General features: G+C 69.6%; 18 protein-coding genes. 13 read left to right on the top strand and 5 right to left on the bottom strand.

Annotation, left to right across the window (positions count from 1 at the left end; genetic code table 11):
* Positions 1–83: 83 nt before the first annotated feature.
* Together HII36_RS15990 and HII36_RS15985 are read left to right on the top strand one after the other, a co-directional pair.
* Entirely contained in the window at positions 84–1997 is a 1914-nt protein-coding gene (locus tag HII36_RS15990; protein ID WP_236003546.1) for an N-6 DNA methylase, read from the top strand.
* 24 nt (positions 1998–2021) lie between these two features.
* Positions 2022–3533, top strand: a complete 1512-nt coding sequence (locus tag HII36_RS15985; protein WP_328807732.1) for a serine/threonine-protein kinase — start codon at positions 2022–2024, stop codon at positions 3531–3533.
* Positions 3534–3538: 5 nt separating this feature from the next.
* On the opposite strand, the gene HII36_RS15980 is transcribed toward HII36_RS15985, so the two are convergent.
* Positions 3539–4390: an SDR family oxidoreductase gene (locus tag HII36_RS15980; RefSeq protein ID WP_173523968.1), complete on the bottom strand. Its 852-nt coding sequence runs from the start codon at positions 4388–4390 to the stop codon at positions 3539–3541.
* 224 nt (positions 4391–4614) lie between these two features.
* Here HII36_RS15980 and HII36_RS15975 point away from each other — a divergent pair, with 224 nt between their 5' ends.
* From HII36_RS15975 to HII36_RS15950, 6 genes are all read left to right on the top strand, one after another.
* Complete coding sequence (locus HII36_RS15975; RefSeq protein WP_173523967.1) at positions 4615–6447, top strand: ATP-binding protein; 1833 nt, start codon at positions 4615–4617, stop codon at positions 6445–6447.
* 10 nt (positions 6448–6457) lie between these two features.
* Positions 6458–7606, top strand: a complete 1149-nt coding sequence (locus HII36_RS15970) for an exonuclease SbcCD subunit D (protein ID WP_173523966.1) — start codon at positions 6458–6460, stop codon at positions 7604–7606.
* Entirely contained in the window at positions 7606–10035 is a 2430-nt protein-coding gene (locus tag HII36_RS15965) for an AAA family ATPase (protein ID WP_173523965.1), read from the top strand. Before HII36_RS15970 ends, HII36_RS15965 begins: the two co-directional genes overlap by 1 nt.
* A gap of 43 nt (positions 10036–10078) precedes the next feature.
* Positions 10079–11050 (top strand): hypothetical protein, encoded by a 972-nt coding sequence (locus HII36_RS15960; RefSeq protein WP_173523964.1) that lies wholly within the window; start codon positions 10079–10081, stop codon positions 11048–11050.
* Between the two features lie 90 nt (positions 11051–11140).
* On the top strand, positions 11141–11485 hold the full coding sequence (locus HII36_RS15955; protein ID WP_173523963.1) for a hypothetical protein: 345 nt from the start codon (positions 11141–11143) through the stop codon (positions 11483–11485).
* A gap of 72 nt (positions 11486–11557) precedes the next feature.
* The gene (locus HII36_RS15950) at positions 11558–12781 is read left to right on the top strand and encodes a DUF6493 family protein (protein ID WP_173523962.1); all 1224 of its coding nucleotides are present in this window, start codon (positions 11558–11560) and stop codon (positions 12779–12781) included.
* On the opposite strand, the gene HII36_RS15945 is transcribed toward HII36_RS15950, so the two are convergent.
* Positions 12704–13048 (bottom strand): hypothetical protein, encoded by a 345-nt coding sequence (locus tag HII36_RS15945; protein ID WP_173523961.1) that lies wholly within the window; start codon positions 13046–13048, stop codon positions 12704–12706. The genes HII36_RS15950 and HII36_RS15945 overlap by 78 nt on opposite strands.
* Positions 13049–13475: 427 nt before the next feature.
* Between HII36_RS15945 and HII36_RS57885 the strand changes: the two genes are divergently transcribed.
* Positions 13476–13598 carry a hypothetical protein gene (locus HII36_RS57885; RefSeq protein ID WP_268959529.1) on the top strand — a complete coding sequence of 41 codons (123 nt, stop codon included), beginning with the start codon at positions 13476–13478 and terminating at the stop codon, positions 13596–13598.
* Positions 13599–13672: 74 nt separating this feature from the next.
* On the opposite strand, the gene HII36_RS15940 is transcribed toward HII36_RS57885, so the two are convergent.
* The gene (locus HII36_RS15940) at positions 13673–16759 is read right to left on the bottom strand and encodes a DUF3427 domain-containing protein (protein ID WP_328807731.1); all 3087 of its coding nucleotides are present in this window, start codon (positions 16757–16759) and stop codon (positions 13673–13675) included.
* 455 nt (positions 16760–17214) lie between these two features.
* Here HII36_RS15940 and HII36_RS15935 point away from each other — a divergent pair, with 455 nt between their 5' ends.
* A complete protein-coding gene (locus tag HII36_RS15935) occupies positions 17215–18171 on the top strand; it encodes a hypothetical protein (protein WP_173523960.1) in 957 nt (318 codons plus the stop codon).
* A gap of 200 nt (positions 18172–18371) precedes the next feature.
* On the opposite strand, the gene fxsT is transcribed toward HII36_RS15935, so the two are convergent.
* The gene (gene fxsT / locus HII36_RS15930; protein ID WP_173523959.1) at positions 18372–20891 is read right to left on the bottom strand and encodes an FxSxx-COOH system tetratricopeptide repeat protein; all 2520 of its coding nucleotides are present in this window, start codon (positions 20889–20891) and stop codon (positions 18372–18374) included.
* A gap of 211 nt (positions 20892–21102) precedes the next feature.
* On the opposite strand from fxsT, the gene HII36_RS59195 reads away from it, so the two are divergent.
* From HII36_RS59195 to HII36_RS55685, 3 genes are all read left to right on the top strand, one after another.
* On the top strand, positions 21103–21588 hold the full coding sequence (locus HII36_RS59195; RefSeq protein ID WP_407940796.1) for a VOC family protein: 486 nt from the start codon (positions 21103–21105) through the stop codon (positions 21586–21588).
* A gap of 569 nt (positions 21589–22157) precedes the next feature.
* Positions 22158–23828, top strand: coding sequence for a plasmid pRiA4b ORF-3 family protein (locus HII36_RS15920; RefSeq protein ID WP_173523957.1), 1671 nt, complete (start codon positions 22158–22160; stop codon positions 23826–23828).
* A 12-nt stretch (positions 23829–23840) separates the two neighbouring features.
* A complete protein-coding gene (locus tag HII36_RS55685) occupies positions 23841–24329 on the top strand; it encodes an IS5 family transposase (RefSeq protein WP_217369576.1) in 489 nt (162 codons plus the stop codon).
* Positions 24330–24548: 219 nt separating this feature from the next.
* Here HII36_RS55685 and HII36_RS15910 read toward each other — a convergent pair.
* The coding region (locus tag HII36_RS15910) for an acyl-CoA dehydrogenase family protein (RefSeq protein WP_173523956.1) at positions 24549–25565 on the bottom strand (1017 nt) is incomplete at its 5' end.

The raw sequence follows: 25565 nt of genomic DNA, 5'->3' as shown, positions 1-25565 counted from the left end.
GAAGAACTGGCATGCTGGTGACCGTGAGCGGCTCTCTCCGCCCGTACGGGAGAGCGGCGGCCTGGGCTCCCGGAGGAAGGACGATGATGCGAGACGACGTCACGGTCAACGCCGCGGACATCGCGCGGCTGGCCGACGTCGGCCGGGCGGCGGTGAGCAACTGGCGCAAGAGGTTCGATGACTTCCCGCGGCCGGTGGGCGGCACGGCCACCAGCCCGGCCTTCTCCCTCGCCGACGTCGAGGAGTGGCTGCGCAGGCACGACAGATACGTCGAGGTCGCCCCGCTCGAACGGGTCTGGCAGGCACTGCGCGCCATCACCGACGACCTGCGGCTCGGCGACGCCGTCGGCTACGCGGGCGCGCTGCTCGGCTACCTCAGGCGCGACCCCGACGGGTGGCGGCGGCTGGCCGGGCTCGGCGACGCCGCGCTCGTCCGCGAACTGCCCGTGGCCCCGCCGCCTGGGCTCGACGTCACCGCCGCCCTGATCAGGTCCATCGCCGAGGTCGGCCTGGCCGAAGGGCCGGTGGCCGCCTTCGACGGCATCTGCGACCGCTACGTCGACGTGCACTCGCGCCGCCTGCTCGCCACCCCGCGCGAGGTGGCAGAGACCATGGCCAGGGTCGGCGGCACGGCCGGCCGCGTCGTGCTCGACCCGGCCTGCGGCCTCGGCACGCTGCTGCTGGCCTCGGGCGGCGCGACCACCCTCGGCCAGGACGTCAACGGCAGCTCGGCCAGGCTCGCCGAGGTCAGGCTCGGCCTGCACGGCTACGACGCCGACATCGTCACCGGCGACTCGCTGCGCGCCGACGCCTTCCCCGGCGTGCAGGCCGACGTGGTGATCTGCAATCCGCCGTTCAACGAGCGCGGCTGGGGTTACGAGGAGCTGACCAGCGACCCGCGCTGGGAATACGGGCTGCCGCCGCGCGGCGAGTCGGAGCTGGCCTGGGCGCAACACTGCCTGGCGCACGTCAAACCGGGCGGGCTGGTGGTCATCATGATGCCCGGCGTGGCCGCGGCCCGGCGTCCCGGCCGCCGGGTGCGCGGCAACCTGCTGCGCGCGGGCGCGCTCCGCGCGATCATCACGCTCTCCGCCGGCGCCGCCCCCGCCTCCAGCGGCGCGCCCGACCTGTGGGTGCTGCGCCGTCCCGAGCCGGGCGGGCGGCCGCCGTCCGAGGTGCTCATGGTCAACGCCGGCGACGACCTGGCGCTGGCCGAGTCCGCCTGGCAGGCGTTCACCGACGAACGCGAGCTGCCCGCGGGAAGCCGCGCCGTGCGCATCATCGACCTCCTCGACGAGGAGGTCGACCTGACCACCGGCCACCGCGTGCAGGTGCAGGACCAGCCCGACGGCGCGGGATACGCGGCGCTGCGCGAGAAGACGGCGGGGCTGGCCGCCGGCCTGGCCGGGCAACCGCCCGGGCTCGCCGCGACCGGCGGCGGGCGGCGCGAGCTGCCCATGACCAACCTCGGCGAGCTGGCCCGCGCCGGCGTGGTGACCATCCTGCAGGGCCCGATCAAACTCGCCGCCGACGGCGACCTGCCCGTGCTGACCGCCAAGGACCTGCTGGTCGGACGCGAACCCACCGGGCGCACCGCCGACGCGCCCGGCCTGGTCGCCATCGAGCCCGGCGACGTGGTGGCCCCGCTGATCACCGGCAGCGGCTCGATCCCGCGCGTCATGACCGAGCCGGGCGCGGTGCTCGGCGCCCAGCTCCTGCTCATCCGCACCGACCCCGACCGGCTCGACCCGCACTTCCTGGCCGGCTGCCTGCGCGCCGCGGTCGGCTCCAGCGTCAGGCTCGGCTCCTCGATGCGGCTCGACCCGCGCCGCGCGCAGCTGCCCCGCCTGCCCGTCGAGGAACAACGCAGGTACGGCGCCGCCTTCCACCGCCTGCTGACCTTCGAGGACGCCTCCAGAGCACTCCGCCAGGCCGCCGACGACCTGGTCGCCGCTGGTATCGACGGCCTGTTTGATGGGACCCTGCAACCCGAGTAATCCTCATGGATCTTGGAGGCGCGGGTGGACCTCATCCTCGACAGGTACGAGCTCGACCCCGTCCATCTCGGCCGGGGCGGGATGGGCGAGGTCTGGGGCGCGTTCGACCACAAGCTCGGCCGGCGCGTGGCGATGAAGTTCGTGCGTTTCCCCGACGGCGTGCCCGACCAGGAGCTGGCCGCCCGCTTCACGCACGAGGCCAGGACGATGGCCCGCCTGGCACACCCCGGCATGCCCGCGATCCACGACTTCGGGGTGTACGACGACCGGTTGCGCGGACGACGCCACTACCTGGTGATGCGGTTCATCGAGGGCGCCGGGATCAACGACGTCGTCGCCGAGCACGGGCCGCTGCCCGTGGGCTGGGTCGCCTCGATCGGCGCGCAGGTGGCGGCCGTGCTGGTGGCCGCGCACGAGCAGGGCATCCTGCACCGCGACCTGAAGCCGGCCAACCTGATGCTCTGCCGCGACGGCTCCGTCATGGTCGTCGACTTCGGGCTGGCCGTGCTGCACGACCCCGACGTCACCCGGCTGACCAGGACCGGGCAGCGGCTGGGCACGGCCTCGTACATGGCGCCCGAGCAGGTGTCCGACGGCGTCTTCACGGTACGCAGCGACCTGTACGCGCTCGGATGCGTGCTCCACGAGCTGCTGACCGGGCGGTGCCTGTTCTCCGGCCCGAGCGAGTTCAGCGTGATGGAGCAGCACGTGAACCGGGTGCCGGAGCCGGTGTCGCGGCACCGGGACGACGTGCCGGCCGGGCTGGACGAGCTGGTGCTGTCCATGCTCGAGAAGCAGGCCGCCGACCGGCCGGGCAGCGCGGCCGAGGTGCACGCGCGGCTGCTGCCGTACCTGGGGGAGACCGGCGGGCTGGGGGACATGACCGCGCCTGGGCCGAGCGCGCACCGCATGTACGCCACCGCGCTCAGCCGCACCCTGCCCGCCACGTCGGTCGCGCCTGTTCCCGTAGCGCCCGTCGGCGGGCCGGAGCCGGACGGGTTCGGGCGCGGTGACCTGGAACGTGCCCGCGAGCAGGCGGCCTCGCTGGTCCGCGACTCGCGCTACCGCGACGCGGTCCGCGTGCTCGCCGCGGCCGCCGAACCCGCCGACCGGACGTTCGGCGCCGCCGACCCCGAGGTGCTCGACCTGCGCTGGCAACTCGCCGACGCGCTGTTCGACGCCGGCGACCACCACCAGGCGGCGCGGGTGTACGCATGGCTGGCCGCCAGGTACGCGGGCGACGCCGAGCGGGTCTTCAAGTGCCGCAGCCGCGAGGCCGCCTGCCACGACCACCTGGGCGACCCGGCCAGGGCGCTGGAGCTGACCCGCGCCCTGCTCACCGGCCACCCGCGGCCCGGCGACGACCGCGCGCTGGAACTGCGCCGCCAGGTGGGCGAGCTGGAACGCGACACCGGCGACACCGGCGCGGCCCGCGCGACACTGGCCGCCCTGCTCGCCGACCTCACCAGCCTGCACGGCCCGGCACACCCGGCCACCGCCAGGGTCGCCGCCCTGCTCGCCGGCCTGGCCGGCTGACCCGGCTAACCCGGCAGCGTCTCGCCGCCGATCGGGGCCAGCACCTCGCCCGTGTAGTACGACGACAGCCGGTTCGCCGCGAAGAACACGTACGAAGGGGCGATCTCGTCCGGGTCGGCGGCCCGGCCCATCGGCACCTGCTTGCCGAACTCGTCCACCTTCTCCTTCGGGAACGTGGCCGGGATCAGCGGCGTCCAGACCGGTCCAGGGGCGACGGCGTTGACCCGGATGCCGCGTTCGACCAGGTTCTGCGCCATCGAGTAGGTGAAGGCGTTGATCGCGCCCTTGGTGGCGGCGTAGTCGATGAGCGTCTTGTTGCCGCGCAGCCCGTTGATGGAGGAGGTGTTGACGATCGCCGCGCCCTCGCGCAGGTGGTTGAGCGCCGCCTTGGTCACCCGGTAGTAGCTGTGGATGTTGACCGCGAACGTGTGCTCCCACTGCTCGTCGCTCAGCTCTTCCAGGCCGCTCACCGGCGCCTGGTAGGCCACGTTGTTCACCAGCACGTCCAGGCCGCCCAGTTCCGAGACCGCCTGCTCGACCACCGAGGCGCAGTGGTCGGCGTCGGCCAGGTCGCCGGGCAGCAGCACGCAGCGCCGTCCCGCCGCCTCGACCAGTTTCTTGGTGTGCGCGGCGTCCTCGTGCTCGCTGAGGTAGGCGATGGCGACGTCCGCGCCCTCCTTGGCGAACGCCACCGACACGGCCCGCCCGATCCCCGAGTCGCCGCCCGTGACCAGCGCCCGCTTGCCGGCCAGGAGTTCCCTGCCCTGGTAGTCGCGCATCTCGTCACGCGGCTCCGGGGCCATCTGGCCGGTCTGTCCCGGGTACGGCTGGCTCTGCGGCGGCAGTTCTTCTGGCATGCCCGGCGGCCTGCCCCTGATCCGGTATGGCTAACGTCACGGCTGATCCTTTTGTCGGAGGTGATCTCTACGCTGCGGAGGCGAAAGACCGTGCCAACACGCAAGAGCAGCTTCGAGACACGCCCAACGATCATTTCCGCTGTGAACCGGATTGCCGAGACGGGCGGATAGGCTGACGGCTGCCGTGCGGTTGGGGCAGTATGAACGCCTGGGGTGGGAGGGGTATGACGACCCGTTCGCTGGTGAATGGCGCCGCCGTGGCCGCGGAGGCGGTCGGGCGCGTGCTGGGCACGCAGGCCGCCTCGCCGCTGTCGTTCTGGGTCGGGGTCGAGCCCGGCCGGGTCCTGCAGCTCGACGACGTGGTGGTGACGAGGCGCGAGGTGCCCGGCCACGGCCAGGTGCTGGTCGCCGGGGTGGTCTCCGCCGTCGAGGCCAGGCACGAGGGCGCCAGCTACGACTCCGACGTGTTCCTCATCGCCGACGGCGCGCTGCCCGCGGCCGTGGTGGAGTGCGCCGAGGTCCGGGTCACCAGGGTCGAGCCGGAGGTGTTCGTCCCGCCGCTGCCCGGCGCGGTGGTCTACCGGGCCGGCCACGAAGATCGCGACCAGGCGCTCTACTTCGACGTCATGGAACGCCGGGTGCCCATGGGCCTCGGGCGCGACGGCCAGCCGCTCTACGTCAACTTCGACTTCCTCGACGGCACCCGCGGCGCGCACGTGTCGATCTCCGGCATCTCCGGCGTGGCGACCAAGACCTCGTTCGCCACGTTCCTGCTCTACTCGATCTTCAACTCCGGCGTGCTGGCCGGAGAGGCGGCCAACACCAAGGCGCTGATCTTCTCCGTCAAGGGTGAGGACCTGCTCTTCCTCGACCGCGACAACGCCAGGCTCGACGAGGCGGCCCTGCGGGGCTACGCCAGGCTCGGCCTGCCCGCGCGGCCGTTCGGGTCGGTGCACGTGTTCGCGCCACCGCGCCCCGGCGACCCCAACGGCGTGCCGCACGTGTCGGCCCGCACCGACGGGGTCAGCTCGTTCTACTGGACGCTGGCCGAGTTCTGCCGCCAGGAGCTGCTGCGGTTCGTCTTCGCCGACGCCGACGACGAACGGGCCCAGTACTCCCTGCTCGTCGGCCAGGTCGCGGCCAGGCTGCAGACCTGGGCCGAGCCGGTGGGCGACAGCGGCGCGGTGCGCGTGCGCACCCCCGACGCCGAGTCCGGCGAGATCTGCCGCACCTTCGACGACCTGGTCACCTACCTCGGCGACCAGCTCTCCGACGAGGCCACCCGCACCGTCTGGGCCGGTTCGCAGACCCCGCTGGGCACGGTCAACGCGTTCCTGCGCCGGCTGCGCAGCGCGATCAAGCCGCTGTCGCCGATCGTCCGCGGCGACCTGCCGCCCGCCCTGGCCCATTCGATCAGCACGTCCGACGCCCAGGTGTCCGTCGTCGACCTGCACAACCTGCCCGAGCGGGCGCAGCGGTTCGTGGTCGGCGTGGTGCTGCGCGGCGAGTTCGCGCGCAAGGAGAGCACCGGCACGGCCAGGCCGCTGCTGTTCGTGGTGCTCGACGAGCTGAACAAGTACGCCCCGCGCGACGGCGACTCACCGATCAAGGAGATCCTGCTCGACGTGGCCGAGCGCGGCCGCTCGCTCGGCGTCATCCTGATCGGCGCCCAGCAGACGGCCTCCGAGGTCGAGCGGCGCATCGTGGCCAACTCGGCGGTCCGGATCGTCGGCAGGCTCGACCCGGCCGAGGCCGCGCGGGCCGAGTACGGCTGGCTGCCCACCGCGGCCAGGGAACGCGCCACGATCGCCAAGCCGGGCACCATGTTCGTGGCCCAGCCGGAGATCCCGGTCCCGCTCGCGGTGACCTTCCCGTTCCCGGCCTGGGCGACCCGGCCGTCCGAGGCCGCCACCCGGCCCAGCCGACCGGCCGCGCGCCCGCCCGCTCCCAAACCCGCGGGCGTGAACGCCACCGCCTGGTCGGTGCTGGGCAGCGGCGCCGATCCGTTCGCCGGGCTGCCCGGCGCCGATGACGACGACGACGTTCCCCCGTTCTGAAGGGCGCCGGATGAAGATCCTGCACACCGCCGACTGGCACGTCGGCAAGATACTCAAGGGCCGCTCGCGCGCCGACGAGCACCGGGCCGTGCTGCGCGAGCTGGTCCAGCTCGCCCGCGAGGAGGACGTCGACGCGGTCATCGTGGCCGGCGACCTGTTCGACACCTCCGCGCCCACCCCGGAGTCGCAGTCGCTGGTGCTGCCCACGCTGATGGCGCTGCGCGAAGACGGCCGCGACGTGGTGGTGCTGGCCGGCAACCACGACAATCCGCACCTGCTGGAGGTGTACCGGCCGGTGCTCGGCGCGCTGGGCATCCACGTGGTCGGCGCGTTCCGGCGTCCTGACCGGGGCGGCACGCTGGAGTTCACCGCCAGGTCCGGCGAGCCGGTGCGGCTGGCCGTGCTGCCGTTCCTGTCGCACCGCTACGTCGTACGCGCGGCCGAGGTGCTGGCCGGGGGCGCTGTCGACCACAACCGCGACTACGCCGGACGCGTCGCCGAGCTGATCGGCGCGCTCACCGCCGGCTTCGCCGGCGACACGGTCAACCTGGTCACCACGCACGGCACGCTGCCGAACGGCAGGTTCGGCGGCGGCGAGCGCGAGGCGCAGTCGATCTTCTCCTACTACTTCGAGGCCACCGCGTTCCCGGCCACCACGCAGTACGCCGCGCTCGGCCACCTGCACCGCCGCCAGCAGATCGCCGGCCCCTGCCCCATCTGGTACAGCGGGTCGCCGATCGCCGTCGACTTCGGCGAGGAACGCAACACGCCCGGCGCGCTGCTGATCACCGTCGAACCCGGCCGTCCAGCCGTGGTGCGCGAGGCGCCGATCCGCTCGGCCCGCGCGCTGGCCACCGTCACGGGCACGCTGGAACAGCTCGAAACGATGGCCGAGGGCCTGGAGGAGACCTGGCTGCGGGTGATCGTGGCCGAGCCGCCGCGTCCCGGGCTGGCCGAACGCGTCCGCGAGCTGCTGCCCGGCGCGCTCGACGTGGACCTCGACGAACGCTTCCGCCCGGTCCGGGCGCGGCGCGGGCAGCGGCAGGTCGCCGTACGCACCCCGCGCGACCTGTTCCGCGACTACCTGGCCGCGGAGAACCGCCACGACGACCAGGTCGCCGCCCTGTTCGACCGGCTCTACGACGAGGTGGCCCGCTGATGCGCCCGCTCCGTCTCCACCTCGACAACTTCGGCAGCTTCCGCGAGCCCGTCACGGTCGACTTCGCCGGCGTCGACTACTTCGCGCTGGTCGGCCCCACCGGCGCGGGCAAGAGCACGATCATCGACGCCATCTGCTTCGCCCTCTACGGCACCGCGCCGCGCTGGGGCAAGGAGAACGTCATCGCCCACGCCCTGGCGCCGTCCGCCACCGCGGGCAAGGTGGCGCTGATCTTCGAGACGTCCGGACGCCGCCACGTGGTGATCCGCGCGCTCAAGCGCACCGCCAGGGGCCGGGTGATGACCAGCGAGGCCCGCATCGACGAGCTCAACCCCGCCGTGCCCGAGACCGCCGAGCTGGCCGACCTCATGGACGCCGTGCTCCGCCCGGTCGCCGAGGGCCCCGAGGCCGTCACCGACGAGGTGCAGCGCATCACCGGCCTGGAATACCGCTTCTTCACCCAGTGCGTGGTGCTGCCGCAGGGCCAGTTCGCCGAGTTCCTGCACGCGCCCAGGAACAAGCGCCAGGGCCTGCTGGTCCAGCTGCTCGACGCGGGCGTCTACGACGAGATCAGGCAGCGGGCCGAGCGCGAGGAGAGCGTCGCCAAGCAGGTGACCGTGCTGGCCCGCGACCGGTTCGGGCAGCTCGCCGACGCCGACGAGGCCGCGGAACGGGCCGCCCGTGACCGGCTGGAGTCGCTCCGCGCGTTCGCCGCCCAGGTCAAGGCCGAGCTGGACGAACTGCGCGGCCACGACGAGAACGTCCGGGCGCTCGAAACGTCCAGGCAGGCGAGCGCCGACCGGCTCAAGCCGCTGACCAGGCTCGCGATGCCCGCCGAAGTGCCCGGCCTGGCCGAGACCGCGCGCGAGGCGGACGAGCGCGCCGCCCGCGCCGAGTCCGAGGCGTCGCGCCTGGAGGACGACGAGCAGCAGGCCCGCGACGAGCTGGCCGGGCTCGGCGACAAGGCCGCGCTCACCCGCGACCTGACCCTGTTCGACACCCACGAGCGCCTGCGCGGCACGCTCGCCGCCTCACGCGACCTGCTCGCCAGGCTCACCGCGCAGGCCGCCGAACTGGACGGCGAGACCAGGCAGGCCGGGCAGGCGCTGGAGTCGGCGGAACGGGAACGCGACCGGGTCCGCGACGCGCACGCGGGCGCCCGGCTCGCCCAGCGGCTGTCCGTCGGCGAACCCTGCCCGACCTGCCTGCGTACCGTCACCGAGCTGCCGCACCACCGGCCGCCCGCCGCGCTGGAGGCCGCCGACCGCGCCGTCCAGACCGCCAGGGCGCACGCCGAACGCACCAGAACCGCCCACGACGAGGTCAGGGCCCGCGTCGCCGTCGGGCACCAGAAGATCGAGGACATGGAGCGGCAGCTCGCCGACATGTCACCGCCCGCCGACCGCGACGCCGTGGTCGCCGCGCTCGGCCGGATCGAACGCGCGGAAGACGACCTGGACCAGGTCGCCAGGGCGCTGAAGACGGCACGCGGCCGCCTGCGCACCGCCCAGCGGGAGGTCGAGGAGGCGCGGGCGAAGGCGGAACGGGCCTGGCACGAGCTGGCCGCCGCCCGCGACACCGTGGTGGCCCTGGGCGCGCCGCCACTCGACCGCGACGACCTGCACCGGGCCTGGACCGACCTGCTCGGCTGGCGCGGCGCCACGCTCGACCGGGAGAAGGCCGCGCTCGCCGCCCAGGACAGGGACCTGGCCGCGCTGTGCGAACGGCGCGACGCCGAACGCGCCCGCCTGCTGCGCCGCCTCGCCGACCAGCAGGTCACGGTCACGTCCCCGGCCCCCGAGGCCATCGCGGAAGCCGTCGGACGTGCCGTCGCGCACGCCGAGGCCCGCCTGGCCAAGGTCGTCGACAACCGCGCCACGGCCGAGCAGCTCAGCGCCGAGATCGCCGAGAGCGAGCAACGCGGGAACGTCGCCCACGAGCTGGCCCAGCTCCTGCGGGCCAACAAGTTCGAGCAGTGGCTGTGCGCGGAGGCCATGGACACGTTCGTGGCCACCGCGTCGGAGACCCTGCTCGACCTGTCGGGCGGCCAGTACGAGCTGGCGCTCAACGACACCGGCGAGATCGAGGTCATCGACTACGCCGAGGCCGGCCTGCGGCGCAACGTACGCACGCTGTCGGGCGGCGAGACGTTCCAAGCGGCGCTGGCCCTGGCGTTGGCCCTGTCGAGCCAGGTGGGCGGGCTGCCGACCACCGGCAGCCTCGACTCGATCTTCCTGGACGAAGGCTTCGGCACCCTCGACCCGGCCGCGCTCGACACGGTCGCGGCCACGCTCGAACGCCTGGCCACCGGGCACGACCGGATGGTCGGCGTGGTGACACACGTGCCGGCGCTGGCGGACCGGGTGCCGGTACGCTTCGAGATCACCCGCGACGCCGCCGGCTCCCACCTGCGCAGAGCCGCCCCATGACCGTCCACCCTCGACCCTCGACCCTCGATTTGAGGCGGGCACCATGACGACCGGATTCACCGTCGACCCCTGGGATCCCGGCTACGGGGCGGCCATCGACGACGAGGCGCTCACCGAGCTGGAGTCCAGCAGCGCCCAGCTCGACCTGGACATCGAGGTCCCCGCCGCCACCTGGGCGCCCATCACCCCGGGTCCCGGCGCGGAACGCCCCGGCGTGGTGCTGATCGCCGACGGCGTGCGCAGGATCGACGCCCGCGTCTGGATGAACGACCCCGACGGCGGCATGCCCTCGCCCGGCATCGCCGCCTCGTACGCCGCGGGCATCGTCCGGTGCGTGCCCGGCGAGTCGGCGACGCTGGCCGCCAGCGAGATCCACCGTTCGGTGTTCAGCGCCTCGGCGCACGCGACCGACATCGCCACCAGCGCGGCCACCTACCGCGCCCACCGCGCCGCCGACGCCAGCGCCGAGGAACTGTCGCTGGCGCTGCAGCGCCGCGTCACCCAGCTGGAGGTGGACCTGGCGCTGCGCTACCGCGACGAGACGGGCGAGGACGACCTGCTGCTCGTCGACGGCCCGCTGCGCGGCCGCAGCCACCTGCCGCGCACGGTCGGCTACATCAAGACCCACCAGACCGCCTACCTGCCGCCCGCGCAGGCGGCCGTCGTGTCCAAGCTGGGGGCCGGGCAGCGCACGCCGATCTTCCTGGTCGGCACGAGCTGGCGCCGCCACGCCTGGTACGTCCGCCTCCCGGTCCGCTCGACCGCGCCGTGGGCCGGGATCGTCCGCTGCGAGGCAGACCCCGAGCTGTTCTCCGACGAGGTGATCGCGCTGGCCGACGCGGTGACGCTGGTGCTGCCGTCCCTGGCCGGGGTCGACTACAAGGACCCGCGCGCACCGCAGAACCTGGTGCCGATCGGCGGCCTGGAGCGCCTGCTCCGCCACCGGCTCGGCGCGTCCAGGCTGCTGTATCGCTCGCTGCGCGTCGCCGCCGCGCGCCAGGCGGTGCCCGTCTGAATCCATGCCCGTCCGTTCACTTCGCGGGGGTCGTGGCGCGCGCGGCGCTATCGTGCGGGTGACGGCTCGGCGACCTCGGCGAGGGAGCTGGTGACCATGCGCGTCGTGGTGCTGCGGCACATCGAGGACGAAGAGGGCCTGCGCGTCCTGGACGCCCGGCTGACCGACGACGGAGACCTGCGCATCGAGGGACACGACCTCGGCCCCCGGGTGGAGGAGTTCTTCGGCGCCGGGATGACCGAGTACGAATGGGTGCACATCGTCCGCGCTCGTGACTTCCCGCGACTGGTGTCGACCCTCGGCGGCCAGGCCGGGGAGAACGTCCTGGACGTGCTGGAACGCACCTGCTCCGGCGAGAACGCGACCAGGATCGCGGGCCTGCTCGGCACCGGCAAGCCGGTCCCCGCGGAGTTCTGGAGCCGCGTCGGCGACTGACCGCGTCCCGATCTTGTCGGACCTGATCTCTACTGTGCGCCTGAACGCACCGCCGATTTCAGGAGCAGCACGTTGAGAGCCTGGGACACGATCCGCGAACACATCGAGGCCGACGACGCCGACGGGCTCATCGACCGGCTCGTCGAGCTGGACGCGGCGGAGCGCAAGCAGGTGGCCGCCGAACTCCCCGCCCTCATCCCCGTCCTGCAGGCGCGCACCACGGCCAAGCAGGAGGAACGCCGGGCGGCCGCCGGCCATCACTGCGACGACGACCCGCCGCGCGAGCCCTGGGAGGGCTGGACAGAACGCGTCCGGCTGGCCGGTGCGGGAACACTCAGCGCGGTCACCGCCGTGGCCTCCTGGGTGACCCGCCGCGACCTCCTGACCTGGCCGGAGTGGAGCCCGCGCGGCTACTACGGCGACCCGGAGCCGATGATCCGGCTGATCGGCCACCGCCCCGCCACCTGGCAGGCCGACCTCGCCGGCCGCCTCGCCGCCAAGATCCGCAACCCGCGCGACACCGGGCTCCCGCTCGCGCTCGCCCTGCTCCGCCACACGGGCGCCGAGCCACCGGCCCACGACCCGCTGGTGGCGGCCTGGGCCGCGGCCGAGTCAGGCCCGCGCACCGACCCGCTCTTCGACAAGCTGTACCCCAGGCTCTTCGAAGCGGAGGGCGTCGGCCGCGTCCTGCGCCGGGAACGCGCCAAGCCGCTCACCCCCTGGCTCAAGGCCCTGCGCGCCCGCGGCGACCGCGAGACCCTGCTCGACGGCTGCCTGCGCCGCTTCCTCCGCGGCGGCACCGCCGACGACCTGCGCTTCTTCGCCCGCCTCCACGAACTACTCGAACCGACCCCCGCCGAGATCGACGCCCGCCGCCGCGACTACCTGCGCATCCTCCCCACGGCCCCGGGCCCGATCGCCGAACTCGCCATGACCCACCTGCGCCGCCTGGACACCCACACCCCCGACGAGGTCGCCGAGGCCCTGGACTCGCTGCTGTTCAGGAGCGAGCCCAAACTCGCCCAGGGCGGCCTGGCCTGGTTCGCCCACGCGATGCGCGTCATGCCGGGCTGCGCGGACTCGCTGGCCCCCGCCCTGGCCCGGGCCTTCGACCACGAGTCGTACGCGGTTCAGGGGCGGGCGGCTCAGCTCGCACTCAAGAACCGCGCCCGATTCGGCCCGGCGGCCCTCGACGCGATCACCCAAGCGATCCCCGCACTACCCCCGGCCCTCGGCGCCCGCCTCACCCCGGCCCTGACCGAGCCCCGACCTCCAGCACTTCACGGACGACGATGACCCCGACGTCACCCCGTACCCGAGCCGGTACTCCACTCCTGGCCGGACGTAGCGATCGGCGTCCTCGTACCAGAACTCCACCACGGCGGGCACCTCGTCGTCCCCTGGATGCAACGTGACCCGCTCCACGGCGTCGATCTCGACGCCCCGCAGATGCGGCCGATCGTCGTCGAGCGTGCCGATGCGCACCAACAGCGACCTGACCGGCAACGCCATGGGCTGCCGCAGGCCGGGAAGCCGCAGTGTCACCTTCGCCCGCACGCTCATCCGACGATCCCGATCCGCCTGACCAACCCCGGGAACCCGGCCCGCAAAAAGTAGGCGCGCCCCTCTCCCGCCACCGAGATCGCCTCCGCCCACCACAGCGGGACGGCGCCCGCCACGTTGCCCGACGCGGCCATATCAGGCCCGGCAGAACACCATCGGGTCCCGGTGACCGGCGGGGTCTCCAGGTGCGTCATCGGATCCAGGTAGGCGGAAAGAACCACTTCCTGGTACGGCGTACACGAGATGTGCCCCGCGACCAGGCACTGCACCCTGAACCGCCCTACCCAGACCGTCTCATGCCCTTCTGACTCCCCAGCAGCCCGGTATACGTCAGAGGCATCTCAGGACCGGTGGGCGATCCTTCCGGAGCCTCTCCACCGGCATGTACGCGTGCCCGCCGTCGGGACAGGCGCTGATGATGAGCGGTATGGCCGCACGCGGACCGCCTCGGGTGGACGAGCCGGCGGCCAGGGCCACGGCCACCCCCGGCGACGATCACCAGCAACGTCGCCGCGACCAGCAACGGGATGTCAGGCAGGAATACGGGTGAGCAGGGACTCGCGTTCGACCAGCCGTCATCCTCGGCATGGCATCTTCAGGGATGCCAGGTGGAGATATGTGAGGTCAACCCGCGATGGCGGCGCGGCGGAACAGGTCTGCAGGCATATCCTCGTCCAGCTTCCACGTGATCGCCATCGGACGCTCGCCGATGTGTTCCACGTAGCGGGCAGTGCCGTGAAATACGAATGGCTCAGGATGCCCGTTGTCGTTTTCCTTGCGCTCCCTGGTGAATAGCAGGATATGGCTACCTTCGCGCTCGTGGTTCTGGTAACGCTGCCCCGTAACGGTCTGAGAGCCCGTACGGTTCTGGGACTCCCAGTGGAACAGGTCGGGGGTGAGTGCGTAGTCCCGATACATGGTCTGGGGGGAGAACTCTTTTTCGTTCTTGTGCAAGGTGACGAAGAGCGCATCGCATCGGGTTGTGGGGCTCCACGCGACTCCTTCACGCATAGTCGACGGAACTGAGCCGCCAAGGCCAGCCCAACCAAGCGCCGCTAGAACTTCGTCAGACGAATAGTGGCCATTGATGGCCAGCGGCACGTGGGCGAGGGACGCAGGTAGGGGCTTGGTGACGTGCCGAGGGCGTTCCACGCCGTACTCAACGACCTGCCGGATTTCCTCACGCAGGAGGTGTTCGGCACGGAGTTGATCGAGCGCCTCGTCGTAGGAGGAGAATGAACCACCATCGCGCCAGAAGGAAAAGAACAGCATGCGCGCGAAAGCCTGGTCGATGGGAGAGCAATCGTCGTAGCGAGGTCCATCAACCCGCAGGAGGTTCATGTAAGCATTGGCTCTGCGACGGTCGTCCACGTGAAGCAGGGCACGGATGCGGCGACCAAGTACGTCTTCCACGGGTGAAATAGAACTATCGATCATGCCTGATCGGCGAAGGAGGCTGGTCCAGTAACGGCGGTTTCGATAGACATCGTCGATATCCCGTCCACTTGCCTCGAGGTAGCCCGCCAGCGATGTTTCAGCGTACGAACGAATCTCCTGTGACAGTGTGGTGATGGTAGCACTGAGGTGGATCTTGAGCTCGGCGAGCAAACGATCCTTGGTAACCCGGTCCAGGACGATCTGGGAACCCGGCGGTAGCAAGGGAAAATCGTTCTTCACTTGAGCATCGAGGCGTCCTCGGGCAAAGCCTGTCAGTGCCTGGAAGCGATTTCCGAAGCGGTACTCCTTGCGATGTTGGCCGACGAAGTCCAGAACCGTCAGCACATCCTTCTCCGGCGTACGCCGGAGACCCCGGCCCAACTGTTGTAGGAAGACGGTGGCGCTCTCGGTGGGGCGGAGCAGGAGCAGGGTATTGACGTCCGGTACGTCCAGACCTTCGTTGAAGAGATCCACGGCGAACAGGAAAGCGGCGTGGCCGTCTCGAAGTTCCTTGAGCGCGGCCCTACGCGAGGCGTCATCCGTGGAGCCGTCCACCGCCAGCGAGCGCAGCCCCGCGGCCGTGAAGAAATCGGCCATGAAGTGAGCGTGCCGAACCGACACGCAGAAGCCCAGGCCTCGTACCTCGGCTAGATCGGCGACCTTGTCACGCAGAGCGTTGAACACCAGGCGAGCGCGGGCAGTGTCACCGGTGAGAATGTTGTCCAGCGAGGAGATGTCGTAGGAGCCCCGAGACCAGGCCACGGTGCTGAGGTCGGTTTCGTCATTGATGCCGAAGTAGTGAAACGGGCACAGGAGATCGGCATCAAGCGCATCCCATAAACGCAGCTCCGAGGCGATGCGCCGGTCGAAAAATTCGTCCTGGACCCACGTGCCGTCGGCACGCTCCGGCGTGGCCGTGAGTCCGAGCAGTTCCTTCGGCTGAAGGTGGTTGATGATCTGCCGGTAGGTGGGGGCCGCCGCGTGATGGAACTCGTCAATGACCACAACATCGAAGTGGCTCGGGTCGAAGCTCTCGATAGTTCTGCTGAGCGACTGGACCGACGCGAACACATGGCGCCAGTGGCGCGCGCGTTCGTCACCCACGTGTAGCTCGCCGAAGTCAGGGACGGCCAGCACTTGCCGATACGTTCGCAGTGCCTGCGCCAGAATCTCCCTCCTGTGTGCGACGAAGAGCAAGCTCGGCTGGCGGCCAAGACGCCGCTGCAGATTGCGATAGTCGAATACGGCCACCACGGTCTTGCCTGTCCCGGTGGCAGCCACGAGCAGGTTGCGATGCCGATCGTGGACTGTTCTCTCAACATCCAGGTCCTCGAGCATCTCCCGCTGATGCGGGAAGGGATGCGGAACCAGAGCAGGTATATCGAAGAGACGCTCACCGGCCTTCGACCGAGAGAGCGCCTCGTCAAGGCGGCTCCCATCCGCGTCAGGGTCGTACAACTCGAACTGGGGACGATTCCAATAGGAGTCGAAGGTGCCCTCGAATTTGTCCAGCAGCCTTGGCGTAGTCACCGATGACAGGCGGACGTTCCACTCCAGCCCATCCAACAGCGCAGCGCGCGAAAGATTGGAGCTGCCCACATAAGCGGTGTCGAAGCCAGTGCGGCGGCGCAGGAGCCAAGCTTTGGCGTGCAAGCGGGTGGAATTCTGTTCGTAGCTGATGCGGACTTCCGCGCCAAAGTCGCGTACCAGCCGGTCCAATGCACGCCGTTCCGTGGCGCCCATGTAAGTGGTGGTGATCACACGCACCGGGACGTTGCGGAGACGCAAGTCAGCGAGTTGACGTTCGAGGATGCGTAGGCCCGACCATTTGACGAATGCACACAACAGGTCCACCTGATCGGCACTGGCCAATTCGGCCGCCAGCTCATGGGCCAGGTTGGGATCTTCGCGGGCATTGGTGAGCAACGCGGCTTCGGACAAGGACGTCAGTGGTCTCACCGGTGAAGTGACACCTGGCAGATCTTTGACTGCCGACAACAGTCTTGCCGGGCCGTCCGAGACGACCTCGATTTCGTTAGGGAGATGGCTCAAGAGCAGATTAACCAGTTTCACCTGCTCTTCGGGGCTCTTGAGCGTGGCAAGGGCCCGAGTGGCTGCCTCCCCAAGGAAACGGCCAAGGAGGTGGGCGGCCTCTTCCTTGTCGACCTCGGCGATCTCCACGAGGTGACCGGCCTGGTGCCATTTGCTTGTGCGCTGCTCAAGTTGGCGGGTGAGCAGGGAGTCGTACAGACCCAGAACTGGAACATCATCCACTGGTAGGAGCCTCCTCCTGGCCATGTCGAGCAGGAGGCAACCTCCTTGACGGTGATCATCGTAGTGGCCTGCGAAGTGCCGCACCAGCGGGTGGCCTTGCCGCAGGGGGCAGGAGAGGGGGCATCCGTCGCCCGGTGAAGAGCTCGGTCGCTGGATCGCCGAAACGTGCCTCCCACTGCTGACGTGCCCGTGCCGGCCCCTTTTTGGCGTGTAATTAAGTGACAAACGCCCGTCCCTGCGCGGATCGCGGCCACAATGCGCTCAAAGCTGGGCAAGTCATGCGGGCTTGGAATTATGGACTTGAGGCCGCGCTCATTCCTGCCTGGCATGGGCAGGAATTGATAAATCGCAAGCACCTTGACGGAGGTTCGGGTGCGCCTCATGATTTGCGGGTGACTGTCTTATCCGGTAGCGCGCGGAGTGGTGTGGGTCCGTGGATCGGTGCGGGGCTGCTGGTGGTCGTTGTGCTCGCGGGCTGCGGTAGCGAGGTGGCGAGGAGTGCCTCCCCGACGGCGGTTCCGACCGGGCCGCCAGTGACACCGTTCGCCGGGTCTCCCGCAGAGGCGATGGCGCTGCGGTTCGAGGAAGACGTCACTGTGCGCGTCGAGAAGATCGAGCGTGTGGATGATGGTGAGCCGCCCGTCGGCATCTCCGTGAACGGTGATAGAGCGGTCGTCATTGACACAGGTGGCTACGACGAGGAGCGGACGAAGGGGGTCGTGCGGCTGGGGGAGCACGGTCAGAGCAACCACATGGGGGTGATCGCCTCCGATTTGACCACGAGCTACCACCGCACGGACATTTCGGAGGAGCAGCGTGCACTGGTCGATGAGGATCTGTCGGACCGCACTACGCAGACCATCACGATCGCTGGAGGGGTCGGCGAGTCCGATGAGTATGTCAGGCGGGCGACCCGAGGGGATCTGCCTGCAGGGAAGTCCTGGTATCGGGATGAGCGTGATTACGGCTGTGGGCTGAAGTCGGAGCTGGGGACGTTCACGATCGGCGAGATGGTTCAGGTGGATGTGCTGGAGAAGATGGCGGGCTCGGCGCCGGTCCGCGGGGAGGTGCTCGATGGTGTGGACACCACCCTGTACGCGGGCAGTTCGTCGATCAGCGAGCTCGGGTCGACGAGCTCGTTCACCGATGCCGCCCAGATGGACATCCTGGAGATGCAGGGGACGGAGGTCGTCGTTTCCTGGCAGTTGTGGGTGGGGCCTGATCAGCTTCCGCGCCGGATCCGGATCACCACGCCGATTCCGCCGAGCTTCGAGAGTGACAAGCCGACTACTGCTGTGACCGAGGTGAGTTTCAGCGGGTGGGGGGCTGCGGTGACCATCAGCCCACCTCCTGGGGATCAGGTGCATGTCATGACGGGAGGCGATCGGGGCTGCATTGAGATGGGGGAGTGAAACGGCAGGATGCGATCGGAGGGCGGCTCTGGGCTGGGCAGGGTCGCCTTTGGGCTGTTGACAGGTCCCGTTCCGGCGCCCTGTCCTCCGTGTTCGCGTGACTTGGTCGGTCGCTGGTCGCCGCATGCCGGCGGTCGTCCTTCTCGGTGGTTGAGGACGCGAGGATTGCGTTGCTGACGGCGACTCCGGTGGACGGGTGGTCAGATGGGTGGTGGGTCGAAGTCGAGGTCGAGCCGGCCGCCTCCGCTGATCGTGAGCACGTCGGGATGGTCGTTCCCCAGGCTCCTGAGCAGGCTGCGCTGCGTGTCGTCGAGCAGCTGCGCGGCCTCCTGCGTCGCCCCGGTGGCGCGTAGGTCCTGGCTGAGGTTGGCGGCGCAGGCCAGGGCGAGGTAGTGGCCGGGGTCGAAGTAGGTCTGGATGCGCTGGTAGTTGGCCTCGCCCACCTGCCTGGCCCGCTCGTACTCGCCCAGCGCGGCCAGGTCGTTCTGCAGGTTGATGGCGCAGGAGATGGTGTAGTCGTGATCGCGGCTGACCGAGGCGGCCAGGGCGCTGTAGGTGCGCTCGTTGATCTCGTACGCCTTGTCAGGGCGGCCGAGCAGGCGTTCGAGCAGGGCGCGGTTGATCTCGGCGGCCAGCGTGAACGGGTGATCGGGGCCGAGCACCCGGGGGTAGTGCTTGAGCGCCCGGTTCAGCATCTCCCTGGCGCCTTCGAGGTCGCCACGGGCGCGCAAGACGTTGGACAGGCCGATGGCCGCGGCCATCGTGTCGTCGTGGTCGTCGCCGAACAGCGCATTCAGGCGCTCGTAGGTGTCCTTCATGTGGGCCAGCGCCTCGTCCGGAAGGCCGTTACGGCGCAGCGCGATCGCGTAGTCCTTGGCGGCCAGCAGGGTGGCGGGATGGTCGGCGCCCAGGGTGGACGCGCCGTAATCGTAGGCCTCTTGGCCGAGGTCTGCGGCGACGGCTACGTTACCGTCCAGGCGTGCCTCGCGGCTCAGGTGGCTCCAGGTGGTGAGCAGCAGCCGGCTGTCGACCCCGGGGCTGGCGCTCATCTCACCCCAGACCTCTCGGTGCATGCTCTGCGCGGTGCCGTACTGGCTGGTCAGCGCGTGGTCGAGGGCGAGGCTGTGACGGGCGCGCAGGGTTCGCAGGTCGGATCTCCCGTACATCTGCTCGTGCAGCTCGTACGCCTCCTCGTCGTGGAACCTGGCGCGCAGAAACTCACCGCGCCCGCGCAGCGTGGCGCCGTGGCCGTTCGTCGCCCAGAGAGTCAGGTCGTGGTTCGGGCCGAGCGATTCGCGCATCATCTTCAGGGTGGCGGGTTCGAGTTCGTAAGCGTCGCGGTAGCGGGACAGAGCCCGGTAGACGTTGCAGAGGTGGGTGCGGGCGGCCAGCACGTCCTGGCTCTGCGGGCCGCTGTCCTCGGTCCAGGTCTCGATGTACTGCTTGAGCTGTTTCTGGGCTGGGTGGTAGATACCGCGTACGTACAGGAAGCGGGTGATGTCGAGGGCGAACTCGCGTACTTTCGGGTTGTTGCAGAAGGCGATGCCCGTGGGTTCCACGTGGGCGATGAGTTCCTCGAACCTCGACCATGTGCTCGGCTCGTCAGGCAGGTCCGGGGCGCTGCCGGCCAGCAGCAGGTGCACCTCGTGGCGCAGCTCAGCGCGGTCCTTCTCAGGCAGTTCATCGCGCAGCAGCGCCTGGTTGAGCCGGTGCATCTGGAGCGTGCGGCCGATCGGGTCGAACTTGACCAGCGACAGGCGTTCCATCAGGCCCAGAACCTTGGCCAGCACGATCGGGTCCGACAGGATGGGGGCCAGTCGCTCGCTGACGATCTGGTTGCCGCGCCGGAACACGTCGCGGGGGATGGGTTCAGGGCCGAAGAACGCGCAGGTGCGCAGCAACTCGCAGGCCTCAGGCAGGGTGTCTTCGAGTGTGGCGACCGACAGCCGCCACGTCGCCGTCATGCTCTGTGGATAGGACGGCGGCTTCTGCAGGTTGAGCAGCCGGTTGGTCTGCTCGTCGAGCAGCTGGACGTACTCCTCAACTGTCATCAGCGTGCGCCCGATCAGGGCGGCGGCCTGGTCCAGCGCGAGCGGGAGGTCGCCGAGCCGGTCGGCCAGCAGGTCGACCTCGGCCTCGGACATGGCATTTTTGACCCGTTTGCGAAGGAACGCAATGCTCTCCTCGCGTTCGAAGACGTCTACCCGGATGGTCGCCTCGTGATCCCTCCAGTGCGAGTTGCGCGAGGTGATGATCACATGGCCAGGGCCGCGCGGAATGAATTCCTCGATGTAGTCAGGCTCCTCCGCGTTGTCGAAGACCAGCAGCCAGGTCTGGAACGGGCTGCCACTCTGCAGTGCCTGCAGGACGCCCTGCGCCGCCTGTGCGGTACCGGTATTGCCCACCGGCGGCAGGCCGAGCTGCGACGCCATCGAGGCCAGCGTGGCGGGCACCAGGATCGGCTGGTTGGCGGGGATCCACCAGACGGCCTCGTAGTGGCGGCGGTACTGCCAGGCGTACTCGATGGCCAACTGGGTCTTCCCCACGCCGCCGAGGCCCTGCAGGGCTTGGGGTTGCGCCACCACCGCAGTCACCGTGTTGAGGCTCTTCTTGAGTGCATTGAGCAGGTTGGTACGGCCGGTGAAGTATGGATTGCGTCGCGGGACGTTGTCCCACACCTTGGGTTCGTCGGCCGGCCTGGAATGCGACTTGTCTGCCATGTCGATCCTCCGCTCGGTCACCGAAGGCGGGATGTAGGCGCGCCCCAATCCTAGATTGTGATTAGTCGGGTGGTCAGATGTGAGCGATTGAGTCTGTTGTCCGGATGGGGGTGAAACGGCTGATATGTTCCCGGGTTCGGATTCGGCCTTGACTTGTGGCAGCCGGAAACGTTCGCCCGGTCGGGTATGAACGCACGGGATTAGGCGGACGGTGCGGCATGGCCTTTCGACAAATGCGGAGGCGTTGGTGAGTAGCCAAGAATCCGAGATCATTTTCGGTTGTCGGCCGAACTTGCTGGTGAGTCGGTTGTCTGCCAGCCTGCGGTTCTACTCGGGCGGGCTGGGGTTTCGGGTCGGGTGGTGCTGGTCTGATCGTCAGGCCCGGTTCCTGCGAGATGACGAGTTCGGCGAGCCGGGGGAGCCCGGAACGGCTCTTGTCGGGCGGGATCGCGCTCAGATCATCCTGACTCAGACTGGGGGTGTCCATGGCACCTGGCTGCACCTCGATGTTCACACGCCCATGCAGGTGGACGGGCTGTTTCGGGAGTGGCGTGAGCGGGGCGTGAACATCTCGGACCCTCCGGCCGTACGTCCGTGGGGGATGTATGAGATGCGACTTCACGATCCGGACGGACATGTTCTTCGGGTCAGTTCGCCGCCTGAAAGTACTACGTCGGAGCGGGTGGGCGAACGTTAGTGGTCAACGCGCCGTGCTGGGCTCGCAGCGGTTGTCGTCGGGTTGGGTCAACGATGGCCCCGTTCACGCGTCGTCGACAAGGGTCGCTGTTCGGCGCCTGATCTGCCCAGGGCCTGTCCTGATCGCTCGTTTTCCTCGGGTTGGACTGCTTCTGCTCCCATGATGGCGGCTGCGGGCCGGGGGAAGCGCGAGGGGGCCGGCAGGCCACCCTCGCTTCGGGGAGGAGCCCCGGAATCAGATGGTGCCCGAGCTCCATTGCGCGTAGCGCGTCTCCGGGCGAGGGCCGCGCCTTGCGAGGGGTGGAGCCTCTTGCCGGGGCGAAGCCCCCAGGAGCGCAGTCTGAGTTCCGAAGGGCGCGAAGCGGTCTGATTGGCGATGCCTGTGTCCTTTGGGGTGAAGGGGTGGAATCGCTGCGGAGGGGCTGAGCTGCTGAACCTGGGCCCTTCTGAACGGGCGGTAATTCTTTGGTGGGAACCCTGATGTCTGATCTTGAGGCCCGGTATCGTTACTGACCGTGCTCGCGGGAATCCGCCGCGTTGCTCCAACCCCCCACTTTTTCGGAGTGTCGCATGTCGTCGTCCGCTTCGCTCTCCAACACCCGTCACCGCCGGCTTCCCACGGTTCACCTGCTCAAGGTGTCGCTCAAAGACTTTCGGCCCGGGGTCTGGCGGCGGTTGTGTGTGCCGTCCGGGATCACGTTGGGGGAACTGGACGGCATTCTGCAGGTCGCCTTCGAATGGACGGGGGATCATCTGCACAAGTTCGATATCGGGAATCTGACGTTCGGGCCCGAGCCGTTGTGGATGACGCTTCCCGTTCAGCTGGGGCCGGGGGTGCACAACGAGGATCTCGCCATTCTCGGGCAGGTGATGCCGAGGCCGGGCGACATCATGGATTACACCTATGACCTGGGGGACGAATGGCGGCACCGGATCGAGGTCGAAGCGGTGTCACCGGTCGAGTCGGACGTGTTGTATCCGGTCTGTCTCGGGGGTAAAGGCGTCGCGCCGGAGGAGGACTCGGCCGAATACACGCCGGGCAGTTTCGGCGAGGGTGACCGGGAGGCGCTCAACGTGCGGCTTCAGGAAGGGCGTGCTGTTACCGGGCGTGAATTGGCGGCGGGGGTGGAGAGACAGGTCGATCCTGTTTTCACGGGGATTTTTCTCGGGCTCGGGCTGGTGGCGGATCGGAAGCTGGCGGTGCCGTACGAGGAGGTGTCCGTCGAGCGGTTGGCGGCTGAGGCGGTGGAGTCGCCGTTGATGCGGCGGGCGGTGGCGTTGGCTCGGTGGGTGGGTGGCGAGGATGAGATCGGCGACGACGGCGAAGATGACGGCGATGGCGCCGACGATGTCAATGACGTCGACGAGCGGCTTGAGAGCGTGCACGGGTATGGGGTGACGACCAGCCGGGTGCTCAAGCCCGCTGAGGCGGTGCAGGCCGTTGCCGAGCTGGGGCTGAATGAGTTGGTGCTGCCCGAGCTCGACATTTCCGCCGCGTTCGGCGACTGGGCCGAGTGGCGCAGGGAGCGGCGCGCGGACGAGACCGAGAGCGCGAAACGGCCGCGTAGCGCCAAGGACCTGCCCGAGTTGCACGGGATCTGGTCCGCCGCCGTCGACGCGGGGCTCATCGAGGTGCGTGGTGGGCGGGCGGCGACGGGTGCGGGGATGTTGGCGTGGTTGGACGGGTCCGCTGAGCAGCAGGTCGAATTGTGGTCACGACTGCTCGGCGGATTGTTGCGTGCCCGGGTGGAATCGGCTCCCGTCGGGCGTGGGCACTTCGGGCGTGCCGTCCCGGTGGACGACGTGCTTCCGATGACCGCGGAGGTCATGTACGGGTTGCCGCGCGAGAGCGGGGTGCCGTCGTTGTTGCCGGCGTTGGCCATCGCGGCGGTGACCGGGCATCACGACCCGTTCGGGGTGTATGAGGGTTTTGGGCCGGAGCTGTTCGAGGCTGTGCATAACGCTATGAGTGATTGGACGTTGGCCGGGGTGGTGGCCAGGACGGAGCCTCTCGAGAGTGCTGACGGTGACGTCGACGTCGTGGATTCCGTGGTGGATGAGCTGGACAAGCGGCCGAACCAGGCGGTGCTCGATGCGGTGCGGGCGAGTGCGCCGGTGCGGGTGACGGCGCTCGGGGCGTACGGTGTCCACAGGTTGTTCACGGCGCATGGGTGGAAGACTCCGCCGACGCAGGCCCCGTCGGCCCAGAACCCGTCGACGCAGACGCCGTCTGGTGAATGAGCGAAGGTCTCGATGGAACGGCCGATCGTGATGCGACGTGGTGAGCTGACCGACGAGGCGTGGGCGCGTGTCGAGCCGTTGCTGCCGACGGCTGATGGGCGGGGACGTCCCTGGCGCGGTCATCGGCAGGTGATCGACGGGATTTTGTGGCGGTTGCGTACTGGGGCGCCGTGGCGGGACATTCCGGAACGGTACGGGCCCTGGCGGACCTGTTATGAGCGGTTCAAGCGCTGGGAACGGGATGGGACCTGGGATCGGCTGATGACGGAGATTCGGGTGGGGGACGATTCCGCGGGACGGGTCGAGGACGATTCCGCTGGTCGGGTCGAGGATGGCTTCGCGGGGCGGGCCGAGGTGACGGGCCGCGTTGTTCCCGGCGTCGGGCGTACTCGTCGGCACGCCGCCGCGAAGGTCCACCGGCAGGTGACGGCGGCGGGGCGATCGATACGAAGCGATCGCAGAACCGGCAGGCGACTGAGCGATCCCGGCCTGGAGGACTGATGAGCTGGGCTTGACTGGTAGCTGGTAGCTGGTAGCTGGTAGCTGGTCGGCGTCGGTCCCAGCGCATCCGTAGTTGGCCCCGCCTCACCGGTGCCGGCGGTCCGGTTCAGTGAGGTGTTCCGGGTGCGAGCGGTGCGCTGGGTCCGGCCGGGCGACAGGCGCCGCCCGGCCGGGAACCGGGTCAGTCCCCGGCCGAGGGAGCGCGATGGGCGCCCGTGGTCAGATGGGCAGGCCGCCGGTGGCGGCGTTTGTGGAGCCCGTTGCCTGGTAGGCGGCGATCGTCCGCTCCGCGATCCGCATCTGGTGGATCTCGTCGGCGCCGTCCGCGAACCGGGCCCACCGCGCGTGCTGGAACATGTTCGCCAGCGGCGTGTCCGTCGAGTACCCCAGCGCGCCGTGCACCTGGATCGCCCGGTCGATGATCCGGTTCAGGCTGTTGGCGACGAAGTGCTTGGCCATGGACACCTCGGTCCGGAAATCCTCGCCCTTGTCGATCTTCGAAGCGGCGTGCAGGACCATCAGTTTGCACTGGTACAGCTCCATCGCCGAGTCGGCGATCAGCCACTGGATCCCCTGCTTCTCGGCCAGCAGCGAGCCGTGGCTGTACCGGTTCAGCGCCCGGTCCACCATCATGTCCAGCGCCGTCTCCGCCTGGGAGATCCACCGCATGCAGTGGGCCAGCCGCGCCGGTCCGAGCCGGTACTGGCCCAGCCGGTGACCGTTGCCCCGGCCGCCGAGCACGGCGCTGTCCGGGACGCGCAGGTCCTTGATGACGATCTCCGAGTGACCGGTGGAGCCGTGCATGGTCTCCACCTCGCGCACGTCGTTCCAGCCCGGGTCGGGCAGGTCCACCAGGAACGCCGTGTTCGCGCCGCGCGAGCCCTCGGGCACGTCCTGTTCGGTGCGGGCGATGAGGATGGCGAAGTCGGCGCGGCGGGCGTTGGAGATGAACCACTTGTGCCCGTTGATCACCCACTCGTCCCCGTCCTGGACGGCGGTGGTCCTGATCAGCGTCGGGTCGGAGCCGGCCACCTCGGGCTCGGTCATGGCGAAGCACGACATCCGCACCCCGTCCAGCAGCGGACGCAGGTACTTCTCCTTCTGCTCGTCCGTCGCCCAGTGCAGGAGGGTGTGCATGTTGCCCTCGTCCGGGGCCATGCAGTTCAGCACCCACGGGCCGATCCTGGTCTTGGCCGCCTCCGACTGCACCATGGCCAGCTCGACGTGCCCCAGCCC

The organism is Nonomuraea antri (genome assembly GCF_013283785.1).
Classification (GTDB): domain Bacteria; phylum Actinomycetota; class Actinomycetes; order Streptosporangiales; family Streptosporangiaceae; genus Nonomuraea; species Nonomuraea antri.
Note: the sequence above shows the minus strand (reverse complement) of the source record. Positions and strands in the feature narration are given on the sequence as shown.

Bases quoted from the DNA above. Each gene is read 5' to 3' on its own strand.
- HII36_RS15990 (WP_236003546.1), top strand. From the start codon at position 84: ATGATGCGAGACGACGTCACGGTCAACGCCGCGGACATCGCGCGGCTG.
- HII36_RS15980 (WP_173523968.1), bottom strand. From the start codon at position 4,390: ATGCCAGAAGAACTGCCGCCGCAGAGCCAGCCGTACCCGGGACAGACC.
- HII36_RS15975 (WP_173523967.1), top strand. From the start codon at position 4,615: ATGACGACCCGTTCGCTGGTGAATGGCGCCGCCGTGGCCGCGGAGGCG.
- HII36_RS15970 (WP_173523966.1), top strand. From the start codon at position 6,458: ATGAAGATCCTGCACACCGCCGACTGGCACGTCGGCAAGATACTCAAG.
- HII36_RS15965 (WP_173523965.1), top strand. From the start codon at position 7,606: ATGCGCCCGCTCCGTCTCCACCTCGACAACTTCGGCAGCTTCCGCGAG.
- HII36_RS15960 (WP_173523964.1), top strand. From the start codon at position 10,079: ATGACGACCGGATTCACCGTCGACCCCTGGGATCCCGGCTACGGGGCG.
- HII36_RS15945 (WP_173523961.1), bottom strand. From the start codon at position 13,048: ATGAGCGTGCGGGCGAAGGTGACACTGCGGCTTCCCGGCCTGCGGCAG.
- HII36_RS57885 (WP_268959529.1), top strand. From the start codon at position 13,476: ATGGCCGCACGCGGACCGCCTCGGGTGGACGAGCCGGCGGCCAGGGCC.
- fxsT (WP_173523959.1), bottom strand. From the start codon at position 20,891: ATGGCAGACAAGTCGCATTCCAGGCCGGCCGACGAACCCAAGGTGTGG.
- HII36_RS15920 (WP_173523957.1), top strand. From the start codon at position 22,158: ATGTCGTCGTCCGCTTCGCTCTCCAACACCCGTCACCGCCGGCTTCCC.
- HII36_RS55685 (WP_217369576.1), top strand. From the start codon at position 23,841: ATGGAACGGCCGATCGTGATGCGACGTGGTGAGCTGACCGACGAGGCG.